Here is a 15,412-nt window from a genome sequence, read left to right as displayed (position 1 = left end):
TGTTTGAGTACTGCATACAAAGCTTAGATCTCACCGGATAAATCAAGGGTTTATTCCAATGTCTATTCTAAGTTGCACTTCATTTATACTGACCGGGCTTCTTCGTCATCAATGTATTCGATAATTGAAGAACCTGCGGTTTGTAAGCTATACTCGAAGGAAACAAGGGGGCCGTACCCGTTCAAGATTTCGGCAGACCTTCTTCAGGAGTTGACATCAGAATATGATTGTGGAAAATCAGCTTTTACTATGGAATCAAGCTGTGCTGAAGATAATGGATGTGAGGCGTCTAGAACTGGCGCCCGGCGGTCAGCCGCATCTCATCCGGCTTCCGGAAAATACTTTGCTGTATACGATACAAGGCCGTGCCCGGCTGCTGCGGGCCGGAGAAGAGCATATCTTGGAGCAAGGCTATGCTTATCATGCGGGGAAAGGTGCAGTGCTTACGTTCACGGATATTTCCGCATCTTTGAGCTGTTATGGGATTCAATATAGGGCTGCTTTACCGCTGCCGTGCAGCAGGGAGCTGCTTGATTTGCTGGAGCTTGAAAGACCCTTTGAGAGGCAATATGGCTTTGCAGCCATTCATGCCGCCCCGCTCTCCGCTGCCTTGTCACGTATGGAGCAGGAGTGGAGACGGCCGGGAGCACTGGCCAAGCTGCAGGTGAAATCGTTGTTTTATCAGTTCATGTGCGAGCTGATGGGCCAGCTGCAGCGGCGCAGGCTGGAGCCAGCGTCACCGGACATGGCAGTGCAGGCTGCCCGGTATATCGCTGAAAATTATACGGAACCGATTACGGCGGACACAATTGCGGCGTTGTTTAAATGCAGCCCGCGCACACTGCAGCGGCTGTTCAAAAAACGGCTGGGACTTGGACCGATTGACTATCTGCAGCAGGTGCGTATGGACAAGGCAAAGGCGCTGCTCAGCCGCACCGATGCCGGACTTAAGGAAATCTCCGAAGCGGCAGGCTATGCGGACAGCTATTATTTCAGCCGCTTGTTTAAACGCTGCACAGGAGTTTCTCCAAGCACTTATCGGGAATGGATACGGCAATTTGGCGATTCTGAATCAGAAAGAGCGTCTGTGCCCGCGCTTTCACCGGCAGCAGGAGGCATCGGCAGCAGCGGAAAGACCTTAATGGAACTGCCGGATACGGCTTCCCGCCGCTCCTTGCGGACAGCCGTTCATCTTAAGGGCGAGCTCCCGCTCACGCGGCTGCCTGGAAAAATTGCTGTGCTGGACCCCCAGTTTACGGACCATATGCTGGCTCTGGGAGAACAGCCGGCCGGAAGTGTTACGGTGAACGGGGACCCGAATGGCTTTCCTGAGTATCTGATAGGCAGCCTGCGTACGGTGAGGACTCTGGGAACGAAGAATGAGCCTGATTTGGAAGCATTGCGGGCGCTTGCGCCCGATCTGATTCTCTGCACCGAGTTTCAAAAAAGCATTTACGACAGATTGGCGCAAATTGCCCCCACCATTATGCTCAAGCGAAATCACGACTGGAAGGAAACCTTGCGGATCATCGGACGGATCGTAGGCAAAGAAAGGGAGGCAGAGCAGATCCTGCAGAGATACAAGCAAAAAATCGGCATTCTGAAATCGGATCTGGCCGCCAAGCTGCACGGCCAATCGGTTACAGTCATCCGTCCGCGGGACAATAGCATCAGACTGCATACGAGCGCCCACAGGACTGCAGCGATTTTATACGGTGATCTGGGACTGTGTCCACCGAAGCAAGCCGTTCACCGCCAACGCACCAGCTCGATGATCTCCTTGGAAAGCCTGTCTGAGCTGGATGCCGATCATTATTTTGTATTGACCGGCGGCCACTTGGACACCTGGCCAGATGAGGTCCAGAATACAGCAACCTGGAAAAATCTCCGTGCGGTGCGGCAGGACCATGTGTATCCCGCCAAAATGAGCATGTGGATCGCTTACTACGGTCCGATTGCGATGAACCGGGTGGTGGATCAGGTGGCGGAGGTGTTTCTGAATGCGAAATAGCTGGCTGGCCGGGCATTGAGGAGAGATAAACCGCCGGTGCGCAGCCTTATGCTTGCAGCAGCACTGCTGAATCCGGATTGCAAAACCGGCAGCGGTGTTTTTTTGAAATATAGAATTTATATGCTCTGCACACTAAATTATCCTTCTATTTCTCGCTGAAACACGCCGTCCTTTACAAGGACGGCGTAGCCGTTTCTACTTGTGTCGTCATAATCCATTGCGGTTGTCGTAAGTATCCATTGCCGGGAAGGGCCGGAGTCATTATAGTGTTGTAATGATGATGAGTATCATTATCAATTAGAAAAAGGAGGGATTGCATCTATGCATCCGAAAATAAAAGGGCCGGGGGTCATCAGCCTGTTCGCATGTCTTATTATGCTGCTTGGGGCGTGCTCAAACCCTTCAAATGAAGGCAGCGGAAATAGCGCAGGAACAGCATTGAACCAAACGCAAGCCACTTCCGAGCCGGCTGCAGATACAAGCTCCGTAGCAAAACCGGCGCCGATCACGATTCAGCATCTGAAGGGCGAGTTGACGCTGGAGGAAGTACCGGAGAGAATTGTCGTGCTGGACGTTCAGTACGCAGACGAGCTGCTGGCGCTCGGCAAGAAACCGACCGGCAGCGTAGTAGCCGGAACCGACAACGCAGTTCCAGAATACCTGGGTAATCAAATGGATAATGTTACTTTAATCGGAACGTATGAGGAGCCCAACGTGGAAGCGGTCGTTTCGCTGAGTCCGGACCTTATTATCGGCACGGAGTTCCATGACAAGATTTATGAAGAGCTGCAGAAAATCGCTCCGACACTTATGCTTGAGCGTAATGAAGACTGGAAAACTGTAATGCTGAAGATCGGCCAGGTTTTGGACCAGCCGGAACAGGCACAGCAGCTGATAGATGATTATAATCAGAAGGTGAGCAATCTGAAAGAGGCGCTGGCCGACAAGATGAAGGGACAGACTGTTGCCTTGATCCGGCCGAGGGACGGCATGATCCGTCTTCAAAACACAGCGCACCGGACCTCCCAAATTCTGTACGAAGATCTTGGACTGACTCCGCCTCCAATGGCCGTAAACAGCTCGGATACCAGCTCGATGATCTCGATTGAAGTCTTGCCGGAGCTTGGGGCAGACCATATCTTCCTGCTTCAGGATGAAACGAACAAGGCTCTGACGGCTGAATTCCAAAGCACCTCGGTCTGGAAAAATCTGAGTGCAGTTAAAGACAACCGGGTGTATGAGGAAAATACGGCGCAATGGATCGGTTATTACGGACCCATTGCCATCAACCTGATCGTCGATCAGATTGCCGACGCGCTTAACTAGAGCTTGCTGCATTCAGAACTCAAGGAGGGATTGGGTTTGAATAGTCAGTCCCCGCTCGAACGGGAAGAATGGGCGGGCTTAAGCCTGTATTTCGGCTTGCAGGAGCACGCCGGAGCTTGCATCGCTTATCCGGTACAAGCTTCGGAGTTAATAGAAGCTGAAGCCTGTTCCGATTATCTGGACCGGCTGAGCGTGCTGCTGAAATCCCCTTCGAGAGGGGTTGCCGCTTCTCAGTTTATAAAAAGATACGCCTTCTTAACCGCAGCACCTATGCTGTACGCCATGACAGTGTTCAATAAGGGTCTGGATTTCTCGGCGGGCAACTGCCGGCTTCCATCACCTTCGGGACGCTCCTGGCTGGAGCATATCGGTCTGGACGAAACAAATACATCGATACCCGGAACTGACGGGCGGCAGGCCTGGCGCGATACGTTGCTTCAGGCACTTTTTGCCGGGAATCTGGGCAGGCTTATCCAAGTGATGTCCAAGGTGGCGCATGTGCCAAAAGCAATATTATGGGAAAACGTCGCGGTACGTGTGTTTTCACTTTATGAGAAACGAATCGGCCTGCAGGGGGAACTGCACGGGCAGGCCCGGAGACAGGCCGACTTTCAATACCTGATTGACCATGCTCCCGGTGCCTTATTCGGGGAGAAGCACAATCCGTTGAAACGGTTCTACAGCCGTCCGGGCAGTTCATCGGTCCCTGATTCTCATTTGCGGGTCCGTAAAACCTGCTGTTTCTATTATGAGGTCGCAGGCAGCGCGGAATACTGCTCCAACTGTCCGAAGAAGAGAAGCTAGGCGAAGCCGGGAATATATGCATGAACGGTTTTACCTATATATAAAGCGCCGCCAGATTCCCTGGGCGGCGCTTTATTTGCAAGCCCTTATTGAACCTGTTCAATTTGGGCCGCCATATTCACCAATTCAAGCAGCAGTTGTCCTTCGAGCTTGATCAATTCATGCATTTTTTTGTGGATCTTTACCCTTTGTGCGAACTTATTCCCGGAGCACATTACCTTGATCATGAATTGATTGACGACATTCCACTGCTCTCCCATGTGCTGGTAGCCGTCTGCGAACCCGGAAAGTCCCGGAGCATCCGGAGCATCGGCAAGCGTACGCAGGAACAGGCTGTATCTTATCCGGCTGATCGGAATTGTATTGGCTGAGAGCAGGAAGTAAGAGCTGTATTCTGCGGGATGTTCTGTGGTAATTCCTGTTTCCAGATAGGTGTCGGCATAAGCTCTGAGGTGATCAGCAACCTGCAATGGCTGCACCTGCCGCAGCGGCTTCGCCAGCGTATGGTGCAGAGCCTGCCGCCAATTACTGAGTGAAAGCGAAGGCTGGCTAAGCCCAAACAGTGCATAGAAATGACAGGCTGGCTCGAATGCATCGAAATCCACAGCTTCGAGCGTTCTGCCATAAAAGGCATCGGTCAAATAAATCCTATTGCCCGAACGGTCCAAGCCAACGGCCAGACAGGCATGGCTGGTATGCAGCTTACGGTAGGCAAGGCACCATGGACAGTCATAGGAATCGAATCCAACCAAAACAGGCATGCCCAGGGAGAAGCGGCTCTCCAGCATATCCAGCATGAAGTCCTTGTCCATAGCCGGCTCCTTCCGCTGGATATAGCTGAACTGAAGTCCATGATAAGCCGAGAGATATTCCCTGCTGATCCGGGGAATGGCTACCCTGTCAATCAACGGCTGATCCGGCGAATGCCGCTCTTCAAAAGACAGCTGCCAGGCATCCCCGTACATCCCCTTGCTGTCCTTGCCCAGCCACTCGGCAACAGATTGAATACAATCATCAATACAGCTGCGGAGCTTCGGATAGGAGGTGCTCTTAATGGGAGGAATATTCAGCACTGCTCATCAGCTCCTTCGGCGACAAAAAATGGCTATGCAGTTTATTCCGGTAGTTGGCCGGAGTCATCCCGCTGTATTCGCGGAACAACCGGTAGAAATATTTCATATCGCCGATCCCAACCTCCAGAGCAATATTCTGAATGCCGAGCTCCGTGAACATCAGCAGCGCGCAGCTGTATTTCATGCGGATTTCCTGAAGCATCTGAATATAGGATTTGCCGGTCTTTAATTTGAATAATCTCTGAAATTGACGGGAGCTCATTGCGATGCGGCGGCTGATATCTTTCAGCGAGATTCGCTGTCTGAAGTTGCTGACCATATAAAGGATAACGTCATGCAGCGGATCTTCGGGGGGCTGGGGCTGCTGGGCAAACGGAACGGCTGCATAAGGCAGAATGAGGCTGACCAGCTCGAACAGCAAGGCATATAATTGGAGCTGACTCTCCCGGGAAGCGCTGTTATGTATTTCCTGCATACGGCTGAACAAGAGGGCAAGCTCCCTGTTTTTTTCCTTGTATCCGAACCAGTTCTTAATCCCGTGCAGTCTTGTTAAGCGAACGGTGTCCTCTTGTGAGGCTTGCTCCTGCAGCTCTGCGGGAAGCCTGAACAATTCAGCTCCCAGCATGCAGTTCAGGATAAGCAGCGGCCGCGAACCGGACAGATCCTGCGGCTGAAACACATGCGAGACGCCAGGGGGAATCACAAACAAATCACCCTTGGCAACCTGCATCTTATCCCCGGCAACCATATGGATGCCCTCACCCTCAACTACATAGGCAAGCTCCAAAAAATCGTGCTGATGACGTACGGAAGTGAGCGTTTCCTGAGTCAGGAGCAATTGGACCGGTGAACAGGAGTCAAATAGATATTCTCCAGTAAATACCGGAAAAACTTCCATAGACAAACCTCCGTTTCCTACTTCCTTATTAAGAAAAAATGGTGCCGGCAGCTGGAATCCACATTAGTATAACTGAATATTTTGGCGCATTCAACCATATATTAACATCCTCTGTTTTGGTATATTTTTTTCATTCATTCCTAATCTCCACACTGAAAGGGGTAGACACATGCAACGGAAAGTCATTGAAATTATCGCCGAAATCAAGGAGGATCCAGGGCTGCTTCAGACGCTGAACGGTGCCTCCGACCTGACCTTGGATGCCGCACTGGATTCACTGCAAATTATTAATTTTATTCTGAGAATCGAAGATGAGTTCAATATTGAGGTGGATTTCGATACCTTTGATCTGGAGCATTTGAAATCGGTTGACCGTTTCTCCGGTTATGTCTCCGGGCTGGCCGGACGATGAAGACCGCTGTACATTGCGGCAGCTTTGAGTCGGAACGATACTGGCGGGAGGCAGACCTGGCTGTCCTTCCCTCCATACCCGATGCCGGAGCAATGGCCATCGTTCAGGCGATGGATGAGATGCTGTTTGTCTTCTGCGGAAGCGGGGATGTTCTTTTGACCCGCAGTGGCATGGACCAAGCCCAAATCGACTATCTGCACTCTGTCGGATATTCGTTCAAGAGCAATTTGTATCCGCTAACATTGGAAGGCGGAGAGGCCCGGGGCAGGCAGGATGCATTGAACGTGTTTGAACTGCTCGGCAGCCTGGACCCCGGGCAGGAAATAGACGGGCTGCTATCCGGAGGAGCAGTGCTTGAACCGTTCGCCGTGCTTCCCGGGACACGCCAAGCCGCCAGACGCTACAAGCTTGGGCCTGCTCTGCCGGATGAGCAGACTGTGCGCACAGTGAACACCAAAACCTACTCTGTCGCCATGCGGGATAGGCTGTCATTGCCGAATATAGCCCAGGTAGCCCGCAGTGCAGACGATTTGCTGCGGCAAGGAGGGGCACTGCTGGAGAAAGGGGCTTTTCTGATCAAGGATGAGTACGGCGTATCCGGCAAAGGCAACCAGCCGGTAGACACTGAACGCACCCTGCACAGAATTGCCGGATATCTGAAGTCCGGCAGAAATAAGGATAAAAGAATACAGTTTGTGCTGGAGCCGCTGCTGGACCGTGAAACCGATTTTTCCTGTCAATTCCGCATTGATCCTGCAGGCAAAATCTCCATCCAGTCGGTCCAGCAGCTGGTTAATAATGGCTTTGCCTTCGGAGAATCACAGTCGCCGGAGCCGGCGCTGCTGGAGAGGCTGGACCGTGAAAATTATTATGAAATCATGCACAGCATCGGCCGGGAGCTGTATGCCGACGGGTATTATGGCGATGTATGCGTGGACTCCATGCTGCTGCGTGACGGAAGCCTCGCACCGCTCGTTGAGATCAATGCCCGTAAGTCGATGAGTCTGATCAAACACGGGATTGACCGGCAGCTTAACCGGGATGATCTGCACACCTGCCTCATACAGGTACCGCTGGTGTACACGGAAGAGGTCCGCTATGAAGAGTTACTGCAGCGGTTGGAGCAGACCGGCATATTGTTCTCGGCGGAAGCAGGAGAAGGAGTGCTGCCTTTGTCTTCGGGCACGCTCAAGCCGCCAGGCCCATTCCGCTCCGCCGCTCACGGCAAAGGGAAGCTGTATGCGGCGCTTGCCTTCCGGGACGGGGAGCACAAAAAAAGACTGGCCCTCAAGCTGGACGAAGTGCTGACTGGCACTGGCTATACTATACTGCGTTAAGGAAAGGAACCCTCAAATGAAGGATGCCGTGACAATACTATGTTCTGGTTTTGGGCTGGGCTTCTACGTCCCCGGCCTGCTGATTGAACGGAGCCTTAAGGCACTTGGAGTCAATGCGGAGATTGAGGTTTTTGAGACGCTTATGCCGGAGAGCAAGAAAAAGCTGACGGACGACAGCCGCAGAGCATACCAGGACAACTTCGCCGTAGCGCTGACCTCGCAGAAAATACCGGGAGACATCCGGGGCAGCCTTGATCCTGCCGAAGTTGAAGCACTGTTCGGTCAATGGCGCCTGGAAGAAAGACAGCACTTCATCGCGTTATCCGGCCACTGGGTACATGTTCTCGACAGGTACCGTGAAGCTGCCGGTTATCCGGTATATGCCGATTTGCTCTATATTGATGCTGATCTTTCACCATCCTGGAAGAATCTCCGCAGGGTGAACCCCGGTTATGCGGAAGGCTACCGTGAAGTCGGCATGTATGACCGTGTGAAGCGAGAAGTCCTCTTCAGCATTGATGCCGGAGACAAGGAGAGGCTGCCAGCCTCTGCAAGAAACGGGCATTTGGTCGTTCATGGCGGAGGCTGGGGAATCGGAACGTTCCGCGAGAAGCTTGAGGCGCTGGAGGCGGCCGGATTCGAGCTGGATATAGCCGCTTATCGGCCGCAAGAGATCGGAGAGGCTGTCTCCGGCAGACGATATTATATGAACGACCCGGAATGGCGGACATGGCTGCGTGACAGCAGCGGACAGTATACCTTCCCCCCGTTCGCCGGGGTAACCCGCAACAGCCACAGCAGCTTTCCGCCCTGCCGGCACTATCCGGAGGGAATGTATGGCGTCATCCGCCAGGCTTCGGCTGTAATCAGCAAGCCGGGCGGAGGCGCTTTGATCGATTCCCTGGCGTCAGGAACGCCGCTCGTGCTGCTGGACCCTTTTGGACCCCATGAGAAGATTAACAGCGATCTTTGGGTAGAGCTTGGTTACGGCATACGTTATGAACAGTGGGCAGAAACGGGATTTGCCCGTGAGGAACTGCGCAGGCTATCGGATAATCTCCTGGCTGCCGGAGGGCGTTACCCGGATTATGCTGCCGATTATGCGGAACGTTTGTCCGTTTCGGAAGGGAGAAGCTAATGCAGCCTACCAGTAAAGTTACCCTGGACGCTAAGTCCTTTGAAGCCTTGAAGCGCACAATTAAGAACGTCGTTATTCCGCATAGGGAACGCAAGCGTGATCCAGGCTTCAAGACCGTTATGCCGGAAATTATGTCACTCAAGCTGACCAACCGCTGCAATCTCCGCTGCAAGCATTGCTATCAATGGAATGAATCGGGCTATCATCATGATATGGATAAGGCCGAGCAGAACCTGGATATGGATCTGGAAATGATCCGCACGCTCCTGCAGGAAACCGATGAAGCCGGATCACGGCTCTATTTGTGGGGCGGGGAGCCGTTGTTTCACCGGGAGGCCAAGCAAATTCTGGAGCTTCTGCAGGAGCATCCCAGGGACACGACGATTTGCACCAATGCCTACCTGATCCATAAATATGAAGAGGAGCTGTGTGCGATCTCTGACAATCTGGAGCTGCTGATTCCGATCGAGGGCTTCGAGGAAGAGCATGATCTGCTGCGCGGCAAGGATTCTTTTGCAAAGGTGGTCGAGAACGTGGACCGGCTGCTGGCCCTGCGCGCAGAAGGACGGTTCCGGGGCAGAATCTCCGTGCACAATGTGATTAATGACAACATGATCGGCAGGCTGTATGAGCTGGTGGAGTTTTTTGAGCAAAAAGGCGTCGATCTGGTGCTGCTCTGCTTCCCCTGGTATATTTCTTCGGAGACCAGCCTGGAAATGGACCGGTTCTACGACGAGCACTTCCAGTGGCTTGCGGAGCTGGACCCGCAGCACCGGAGCAGCTGGCATGCCTTCAAATATCATATCAAGCCCGGCAATGTCGGCAGGCTGACCGATGATCTGAAGCGAATCAACAGCAACACCTGGCAGAATACCCGAATCCGCTACCAGCCGGGACTTGATTTCGATGAAATTGAGGATTTTGTCGCCGGCAAGCCAATAGCTTCCCGCAGCTCGTCGAAATGTCTGGCGCTCAGCACCCGGGTGGATATTGCTCCGAATGGTATGGTGAGCGCGTGCAAATTTTTTGGCGAGCTGTCGATCGGCAATGTGAATGAGCATTCCCTGACGGACATCTGGAACTCGGAACGCTACGATCGTCTGCGGCGGATTCTGGATGAAGGCTTGTCCCCGGCCTGCTCCAAGTGCAACGTGCTCTATCTGAATACCTATGCAGCGCTGACGCACGTATAATGGCTGGCGAAGAACAACGTTCGTACCGGCTGGGCATTCTCGGCGCCTCGAATATTGCCGCACCTGCCATGCTGGAGCCTGCCGCGTACGCGGGGGCTGTAAATGTAGCGGCCATTGCCAACCGTACAGCCGCGAAAGCGCTGGTACTGGCGGAAGCTTACGGGATTCCTTACGTCGCAAGCAGTCTGGATGAACTGCTGGAGATGAAGGAGCTGGATGCCGTATATATTGCGCTAAGCAATGAGCTGCATTCAGAATGGGCGGTAAAAGCACTGGAGGCAGGCAAGCACGTATTGGTGGAGAAGCCGATTGCCTTAACTATTGAAGAAGCAGAATGCTTGAGAAAAGCGAGTGTACAAACAACGGGAGCGAAGCTCGAAGAAGGCCTGATGATCGCGCATCATCCATGGCAGCAGGCGCTGAAATCCATTGCGGAGTCCGGGCGATTCGGTCAGCTGCGCAGGATCAAAACGCGGATCACCGTTCCGGCCAAAGACAGGCATGCCGGGAATTACCGCAGTGTCAAAGCAAAGGGAGGAGGAGCTTTTGCCGATCTGGGGTGTTACTGGCTGCAGTTCCTGCAAGTGCTGGCCGGCCTTGAAGCCAATGACATTTCAGCGCAGTCCGGGTTCGACGGGCCGGATGGCTGCGATTGGACCTTCCAGGCTGCGCTCCGCTATGAGTGTGGATTGGAGGCCGAATGCCTCACTTCCTTTGAAATGCCGTTCCGGGCTTCGCATACCCTGTATTTTGATCAGACCGTGCTGACCGTTCCGGATTTTTTCCGGCCGGTCAAAGGGTTTTACAAAATTAAAATCAGGCATGACCTTCCGGATAACCGCAGCACCCTTCTTGAGTTCGAGCCGATGAATTATTATGTGAACCAGCTGGAAGCTTTTGCGGAAATCATGGACGGGAAGCAAAATGTGAATCTGGAGAGCGCCTTGCAACGGGTGAAGCTCCAGTCTGAAATCATGGCTGCGGCACAGCAGCGCCAAATCTATTTATGACAATCACTCCACGCACAGCAGCCTGCATCTAATGATGCAGGCTGCTGTGCGTGTGTCTACATTAACGGTCCGGTAAGGCCGGGGGCTGCTCCATCCAGCTTCGCTCATTGTTCTTCACATAGATCCCAAGCGCTTGTTCAAAGGACAAGCCATGGTTATAAAAAGCCAGTATTCTCGCAGCGAACCGCAGAGCTTTATCAAGGCCGGGGGCTTGCAGCAGCTCTGTTGCCAGCTTCCGGAAATCCTTAGGCTTGTGCTGCGCAGAATCCACGGCATCGAGCAGAGCCTTGTGGCTCGGAAAGAGCATCCGGTTATACGCCAGAATCATCCGGCCGCTGAACAGCACCAGGCTGCTCACCGTGTGGGCGAGCAGATAGGCATCATTTTTCTTGGCGGCTTCCTTGGCGAAATAGAAGGCATACAGATGAATCTGCGCGCTGAAGTCCTGCAAATTCTGTTCGCGGTTCTGCTCCGGATACACCGGTATTCGGGCCACCAGCTCATCCAGCCCGGGGATTCTTGAGAACAGCACCTCGGAGCCGGTAAAAGCATAGCGCGTCGGCTCGTTCCCCTGCGTCGCCGCAAGCTCCAGAAAACGGAGGTTGATGACTTTTATATCTGCATAGCCGCCTTCATAGGTGCTAACCTCACGGTCTACATAGGACAGGGTATTGTTCTTGCTGTATTCTTCATACGCTTCATCGGTGACCAGCAGATGGACATCCACATCGGAGGCCGGCTTGGCCTGCCCCAGAGCTACCGACCCGCTGGTAATTGCCGCCAGACAGGCAGGGTCCGGCTCCAGCTTGCGCACCAGCATCTCCAGTGTCTGTTTGTGATGCTCCAACATCAGTTTCATCCTCTCTTTTTGCTCCTCTATACCTTAAGGGTATCGATTGTCCCGCTCGGCGGCTATGGTCAATTCAGACATAACTATTGCTTGTATTCTATTAATGGCATTATTAAAAAAATAAATCCTTTTCCGGTGCTCGTACGTCTTACCTGTTAGAACTTCATTTAGAGGACATCTTCCCTGTACACGCACTAAATAAAGAAAGGGGAGTGGTATGTGGTGGGAAAATCCATGGAAGAAGCCAGGCCGGAGGCTGCCGGAGTGCATCACGAAGAGGCTTTTTTTGCGCGGCTGTATGCTGAACACCGCAAAATGTATGTAATTGCCCTGAGTTATATGCGGTCTGAAGCGGATGCGCTGGAAGTGGTGCAGGAGGCCTCCTGCCGTGCGTGGATGAAACGCAAAAAACTGAGGGACGAGTCGGCTTTTACACCCTGGATCATCCGGATTACGATTAACTGCTGCATGGATGAGCTGCGGCGCAAGAAGCGTGTCTTCCCGGCGGAGGGTCTTGCAGAGCAGGCGGCCCGGGAGATGAACAGCAACGAGCGGATTGACCTGGAACGGGCGATGGATCGGATGAAGCCGAAATACAGGCACACAGTGATGCTCAAATATTATCAGGACATGACAACCGCACAAATCGCAGAGGTGCTGCAAAAACCTGAGGGAACCATCAAAACCTGGCTGCGCGAAGGATTGAAGCAGCTGCGCAATGATCTCTGGGATACGGAGGCGAAACACAATGGCAAATAAGGAAGAACAAGCGCTTGAGCGGAGTATGGAGGAGATCAAGCGGCGCGCCGTGATGGTGCCCGACATGCAAATGTATACAGCCATGCGCAGCGGTATCCGGGAAGGGAAGAGACGGGAGCGCCGGCGAAAATATACCTATGGGATAGCTGCGGCTGCGGCCGTGATCATTGCCGCTCAAATAGCAATTTACCCGGATGTCCCAAATAACAGGGATGCCATACTTCCGGTGCAGACTTCTTACGGGAAGCACTGGAACGATTCAGAAATATACCAGTCGGCAAACCTCAGTGATCCCGCCCTGGCAAATGCCTTGGAACGGAACCTCATTAAGCCTGTATACACAAGCGTTGAGAACAAGGGGATTCGTGTGGAAATACTGGGGGCTGTTACGGACGGCCGCAAGGCCTTTATATTATATAATGTACAGAATCATTCGGAGCAGACGGTCATTCATGCGGGGTTCTCCCTGGATTACGGAACGATTAAGGCACCATTTGTAGGCGCATCACTTGAAATGGCAGGTTCGAGCAGTCAGATCGGCCCGGGTCAAACCGTAAATTTTGCCTACTCCGCGACTCTTCTGCCATCTGTGGATTATCCCAAGAACGTGAGATACAATGCTGTATTCACCCAAATCTCGGAAAAGGCGCTCAGCTCCAGCAGCAGCAAGTACCGGACCAGTCTGAGCATTCCTTTTGAGCTGGATTCCGGCATGTTCCAGGATGAAACTATGCTGGTACCTGTGAACCGGTCACTAACCGTTGATGGTCAAAAGATTATGGTCAACCAGCTGCTGTATACGCCTCTGGGCACTTATGTAGACATGGCTTACGATGAGAACAATTCCAAGCAAGTGTTTCAGTTGCTGAACCCTGTGTTGCTCGGTAAAATCGGGGATACGGCCTCGAAACTATATTATCCCGGCATTATCACAGCTGACAATTCTGAAGTATACACGGACGCTTCCAAGTTTACGCTTGTCTTCAGCGGCAGTCCGCAGAAGTTCGACAGCGTGTCTCTAAAAATCGCCGGAATCGCCGCTCTGGACAAAAATGAAATGAATATTACAGTCGACCTGAACAAGAAACAAATCATCCAGGCGCCGGGAAAAGATCTGACTCTTGCTGAACCGGCGGGCACAACAGAGGCGGGGCAAGTCCTGTTCAGCCGAACGATTCAAAAGATACAGTCCCTGACAAGCTTCAACATGCGGCTGGCCGACAGCTTCACGGATGCAAAAGGTGCGGCATATAAAATTTCCGGCGATATTGGCTATACCAGCCGAATGGTATCGGAGGATGCTGTTGCGGAAGCTTACGCCTATAACTTTGGAGCCCAAGCTGTGAATTATCCGCAGCCGCTTACAATTGCAATTGAGCGGTATTGGAATCCGATCATTGAATCCCATACGCTTGAGCTGGACTCCAAATAGTATAGCTGAAGCTGTAATGTAATTTATTGTATGTTATTTCTGCGTGTCTCCCTCTTAAATTATGAATGAAATGTGACGATAATAATCAAAACCATTCCCTAAGTAGGAGAGATTCGATGGATAACTTGAACGCATTAGTGCTGGCTGCTCCCTTTTTCAAGCAGATTCATTCCCAGGATATTATGATCGGGATAACCGACAAGGAAATATTTCATTATTATGCTCCAAGCAAGGCGCTGGATTTCGGACTGGGTAAAGGCAGCCCCGTTCCTCCGGATGACCCTTCCCTCGGAAATGCTCTCGCCGGACGTGCGACAACAAACCGTCTGCCGTCCGAGCTCTATGGGGCTACGGTGATCTCCTCGGCTGTGCCGGTTTACGATGCGGAAGGGGAGATTATCGGTGCATTGGCGATTGCCTACACGCTGGAAAACGAGGATAAGATGGAGCAGCTGACCGACAGTGTCAATCAGATCAGCGGTCAACTGCTGGATATGGTCCAGAATGTGGCTGCCCAGTCCCAAGAGCTGTCGGCCACCACGGCGCAGATTCTTGAGAATTCACGCAAGACGGTGGAAGAGTCCAATCAGGTGGGCAAGGTGGCTGGCTTCATCCGTGAAATTTCCGAACAAACGAATCTTCTCGGGCTGAATGCGGCCATTGAAGCTGCACGGGTGGGACAGGAAGGAGCAGGCTTCGGGGTAGTGGCAACGGAAGTGCGCAAGCTGTCCGTCCATACGAAGGAAGCAACGAAATCCATCGAGGCTTCATTGAGCACTGTCCAGCAATCCATACGGCAGATGGAGAAGGAGATTGAGGCCATAGCTGCTTCTTCCTCCGAGCAGGCCGAGCTGGTCACCGAATTCAGTGATGTCATTGAACGGCTGAATAAGACAAGCGGCGAAATGGCAAAGTTCATATCCTCCATTATTCAATAATTGCGTTCCGGAATTAACATATCCGGTCAACTCAGGAAAGTACAAAGGAATCCGCAGGAGTATCCCCTCCATCTGCATCTGCGGATTTTTTAAAGAGAAATTATCCCGAATTTCGAAAGTAAGTATCCACAAATCATCTAAAAAGCTCTACACAAAGGGATTTCTTGCTAAAAACAGCTTGCACCCAATGGGTGAAGGAAAAAGAGGGTTATCCCTTGTCCGATCTGGATT

The 15,412-nt window shown here is 52.4% G+C and carries 14 protein-coding genes; 11 read left to right on the top strand and 3 right to left on the bottom strand.

Annotated elements, in window-relative coordinates; all coding sequences use genetic code 11:
* Window positions 1-223 precede the first annotated feature (223 nt).
* From HYD27_RS04575 to HYD27_RS04565, 3 genes are all read left to right on the top strand, one after another.
* Window positions 224-2,011, top strand: coding sequence for an AraC family transcriptional regulator (locus tag HYD27_RS04575; RefSeq protein WP_219212009.1), 1,788 nt, complete (start codon window positions 224-226; stop codon window positions 2,009-2,011).
* 321 nt (window positions 2,012-2,332) lie between these two features.
* Window positions 2,333-3,337, top strand: coding sequence for an ABC transporter substrate-binding protein (locus HYD27_RS04570; RefSeq protein WP_219212006.1), 1,005 nt, complete (start codon window positions 2,333-2,335; stop codon window positions 3,335-3,337).
* A 36-nt stretch (window positions 3,338-3,373) separates the two neighbouring features.
* Window positions 3,374-4,141, top strand: a complete 768-nt coding sequence (locus HYD27_RS04565) for an IucA/IucC family C-terminal-domain containing protein (protein WP_219212004.1) — start codon at window positions 3,374-3,376, stop codon at window positions 4,139-4,141.
* An 86-nt stretch (window positions 4,142-4,227) separates the two neighbouring features.
* Here the strand turns inward: HYD27_RS04565 and HYD27_RS04560 are convergent, their stop codons facing one another.
* Window positions 4,228-5,214, bottom strand: coding sequence for a hypothetical protein (locus HYD27_RS04560; RefSeq protein ID WP_219212002.1), 987 nt, complete (start codon window positions 5,212-5,214; stop codon window positions 4,228-4,230).
* Entirely contained in the window at window positions 5,192-6,112 is a 921-nt protein-coding gene (locus HYD27_RS04555; RefSeq protein WP_219212000.1) for an AraC family transcriptional regulator, read from the bottom strand. Before HYD27_RS04555 ends, HYD27_RS04560 begins: the two co-directional genes overlap by 23 nt.
* A gap of 169 nt (window positions 6,113-6,281) precedes the next feature.
* Here HYD27_RS04555 and HYD27_RS04550 point away from each other — a divergent pair, with 169 nt between their 5' ends.
* Genes HYD27_RS04550 through HYD27_RS04530 form a run of 5 tightly spaced genes read left to right on the top strand, consistent with a single transcriptional unit; the run spans window position 6,282 to window position 11,202 of the window.
* Window positions 6,282-6,524 carry an acyl carrier protein gene (locus tag HYD27_RS04550; RefSeq protein ID WP_219211998.1) on the top strand — a complete coding sequence of 81 codons (243 nt, stop codon included), beginning with the start codon at window positions 6,282-6,284 and terminating at the stop codon, window positions 6,522-6,524.
* Window positions 6,521-7,861: a hypothetical protein gene (locus HYD27_RS04545; RefSeq protein ID WP_219211997.1), complete on the top strand. Its 1,341-nt coding sequence runs from the start codon at window positions 6,521-6,523 to the stop codon at window positions 7,859-7,861. The genes HYD27_RS04550 and HYD27_RS04545 overlap by 4 nt, the downstream gene beginning before the upstream one ends.
* A 28-nt stretch (window positions 7,862-7,889) precedes the next feature.
* Complete coding sequence (locus HYD27_RS04540; RefSeq protein ID WP_219211995.1) at window positions 7,890-8,999, top strand: glycosyltransferase family protein; 1,110 nt, start codon at window positions 7,890-7,892, stop codon at window positions 8,997-8,999.
* The gene (locus HYD27_RS04535; RefSeq protein ID WP_219211993.1) at window positions 8,999-10,192 is read left to right on the top strand and encodes a radical SAM/SPASM domain-containing protein; all 1,194 of its coding nucleotides are present in this window, start codon (window positions 8,999-9,001) and stop codon (window positions 10,190-10,192) included. The genes HYD27_RS04540 and HYD27_RS04535 overlap by 1 nt, the downstream gene beginning before the upstream one ends.
* Window positions 10,192-11,202 (top strand): Gfo/Idh/MocA family protein, encoded by a 1,011-nt coding sequence (locus HYD27_RS04530; RefSeq protein WP_219211991.1) that lies wholly within the window; start codon window positions 10,192-10,194, stop codon window positions 11,200-11,202. Before HYD27_RS04535 ends, HYD27_RS04530 begins: the two co-directional genes overlap by 1 nt.
* A gap of 61 nt (window positions 11,203-11,263) precedes the next feature.
* On the opposite strand, the gene HYD27_RS04525 is transcribed toward HYD27_RS04530, so the two are convergent.
* Window positions 11,264-12,061 (bottom strand): hypothetical protein, encoded by a 798-nt coding sequence (locus tag HYD27_RS04525; RefSeq protein WP_219211989.1) that lies wholly within the window; start codon window positions 12,059-12,061, stop codon window positions 11,264-11,266.
* Between the two features lie 213 nt (window positions 12,062-12,274).
* Between HYD27_RS04525 and HYD27_RS04520 the strand changes: the two genes are divergently transcribed.
* The 3 genes from HYD27_RS04520 (at window position 12,275) to HYD27_RS04510 (ending at window position 15,181) form a co-directional block, all read left to right on the top strand.
* On the top strand, window positions 12,275-12,811 hold the full coding sequence (locus HYD27_RS04520) for a sigma-70 family RNA polymerase sigma factor (RefSeq protein WP_375373891.1): 537 nt from the start codon (window positions 12,275-12,277) through the stop codon (window positions 12,809-12,811).
* Window positions 12,801-14,243, top strand: a complete 1,443-nt coding sequence (locus tag HYD27_RS04515; RefSeq protein ID WP_219211987.1) for a DUF4179 domain-containing protein — start codon at window positions 12,801-12,803, stop codon at window positions 14,241-14,243. The genes HYD27_RS04520 and HYD27_RS04515 overlap by 11 nt, the downstream gene beginning before the upstream one ends.
* 116 nt (window positions 14,244-14,359) lie before the next feature.
* On the top strand, window positions 14,360-15,181 hold the full coding sequence (locus tag HYD27_RS04510; RefSeq protein WP_219211985.1) for a methyl-accepting chemotaxis protein: 822 nt from the start codon (window positions 14,360-14,362) through the stop codon (window positions 15,179-15,181).
* Window positions 15,182-15,412 lie beyond the last annotated feature (231 nt).

The sequence above is a fragment of the Paenibacillus sp. S150 genome, assembly GCF_019352175.1.
Taxonomy (GTDB): domain Bacteria; phylum Bacillota; class Bacilli; order Paenibacillales; family Paenibacillaceae; genus Paenibacillus_AQ.
Note: the sequence above shows the minus strand (reverse complement) of the source record. Positions and strands in the feature narration are given on the sequence as shown.

Bases quoted from the DNA above. Each gene is read 5' to 3' on its own strand.
- HYD27_RS04575 (WP_219212009.1), top strand. From the start codon at position 224: ATGATTGTGGAAAATCAGCTTTTACTATGGAATCAAGCTGTGCTGAAG.
- HYD27_RS04570 (WP_219212006.1), top strand. From the start codon at position 2,333: ATGCATCCGAAAATAAAAGGGCCGGGGGTCATCAGCCTGTTCGCATGT.
- HYD27_RS04555 (WP_219212000.1), bottom strand. From the start codon at position 6,112: ATGGAAGTTTTTCCGGTATTTACTGGAGAATATCTATTTGACTCCTGT.
- HYD27_RS04550 (WP_219211998.1), top strand. From the start codon at position 6,282: ATGCAACGGAAAGTCATTGAAATTATCGCCGAAATCAAGGAGGATCCA.
- HYD27_RS04545 (WP_219211997.1), top strand. From the start codon at position 6,521: ATGAAGACCGCTGTACATTGCGGCAGCTTTGAGTCGGAACGATACTGG.
- HYD27_RS04535 (WP_219211993.1), top strand. From the start codon at position 8,999: ATGCAGCCTACCAGTAAAGTTACCCTGGACGCTAAGTCCTTTGAAGCC.
- HYD27_RS04530 (WP_219211991.1), top strand. From the start codon at position 10,192: ATGGCTGGCGAAGAACAACGTTCGTACCGGCTGGGCATTCTCGGCGCC.
- HYD27_RS04525 (WP_219211989.1), bottom strand. From the start codon at position 12,061: ATGAAACTGATGTTGGAGCATCACAAACAGACACTGGAGATGCTGGTG.
- HYD27_RS04515 (WP_219211987.1), top strand. From the start codon at position 12,801: ATGGCAAATAAGGAAGAACAAGCGCTTGAGCGGAGTATGGAGGAGATC.
- HYD27_RS04510 (WP_219211985.1), top strand. From the start codon at position 14,360: ATGGATAACTTGAACGCATTAGTGCTGGCTGCTCCCTTTTTCAAGCAG.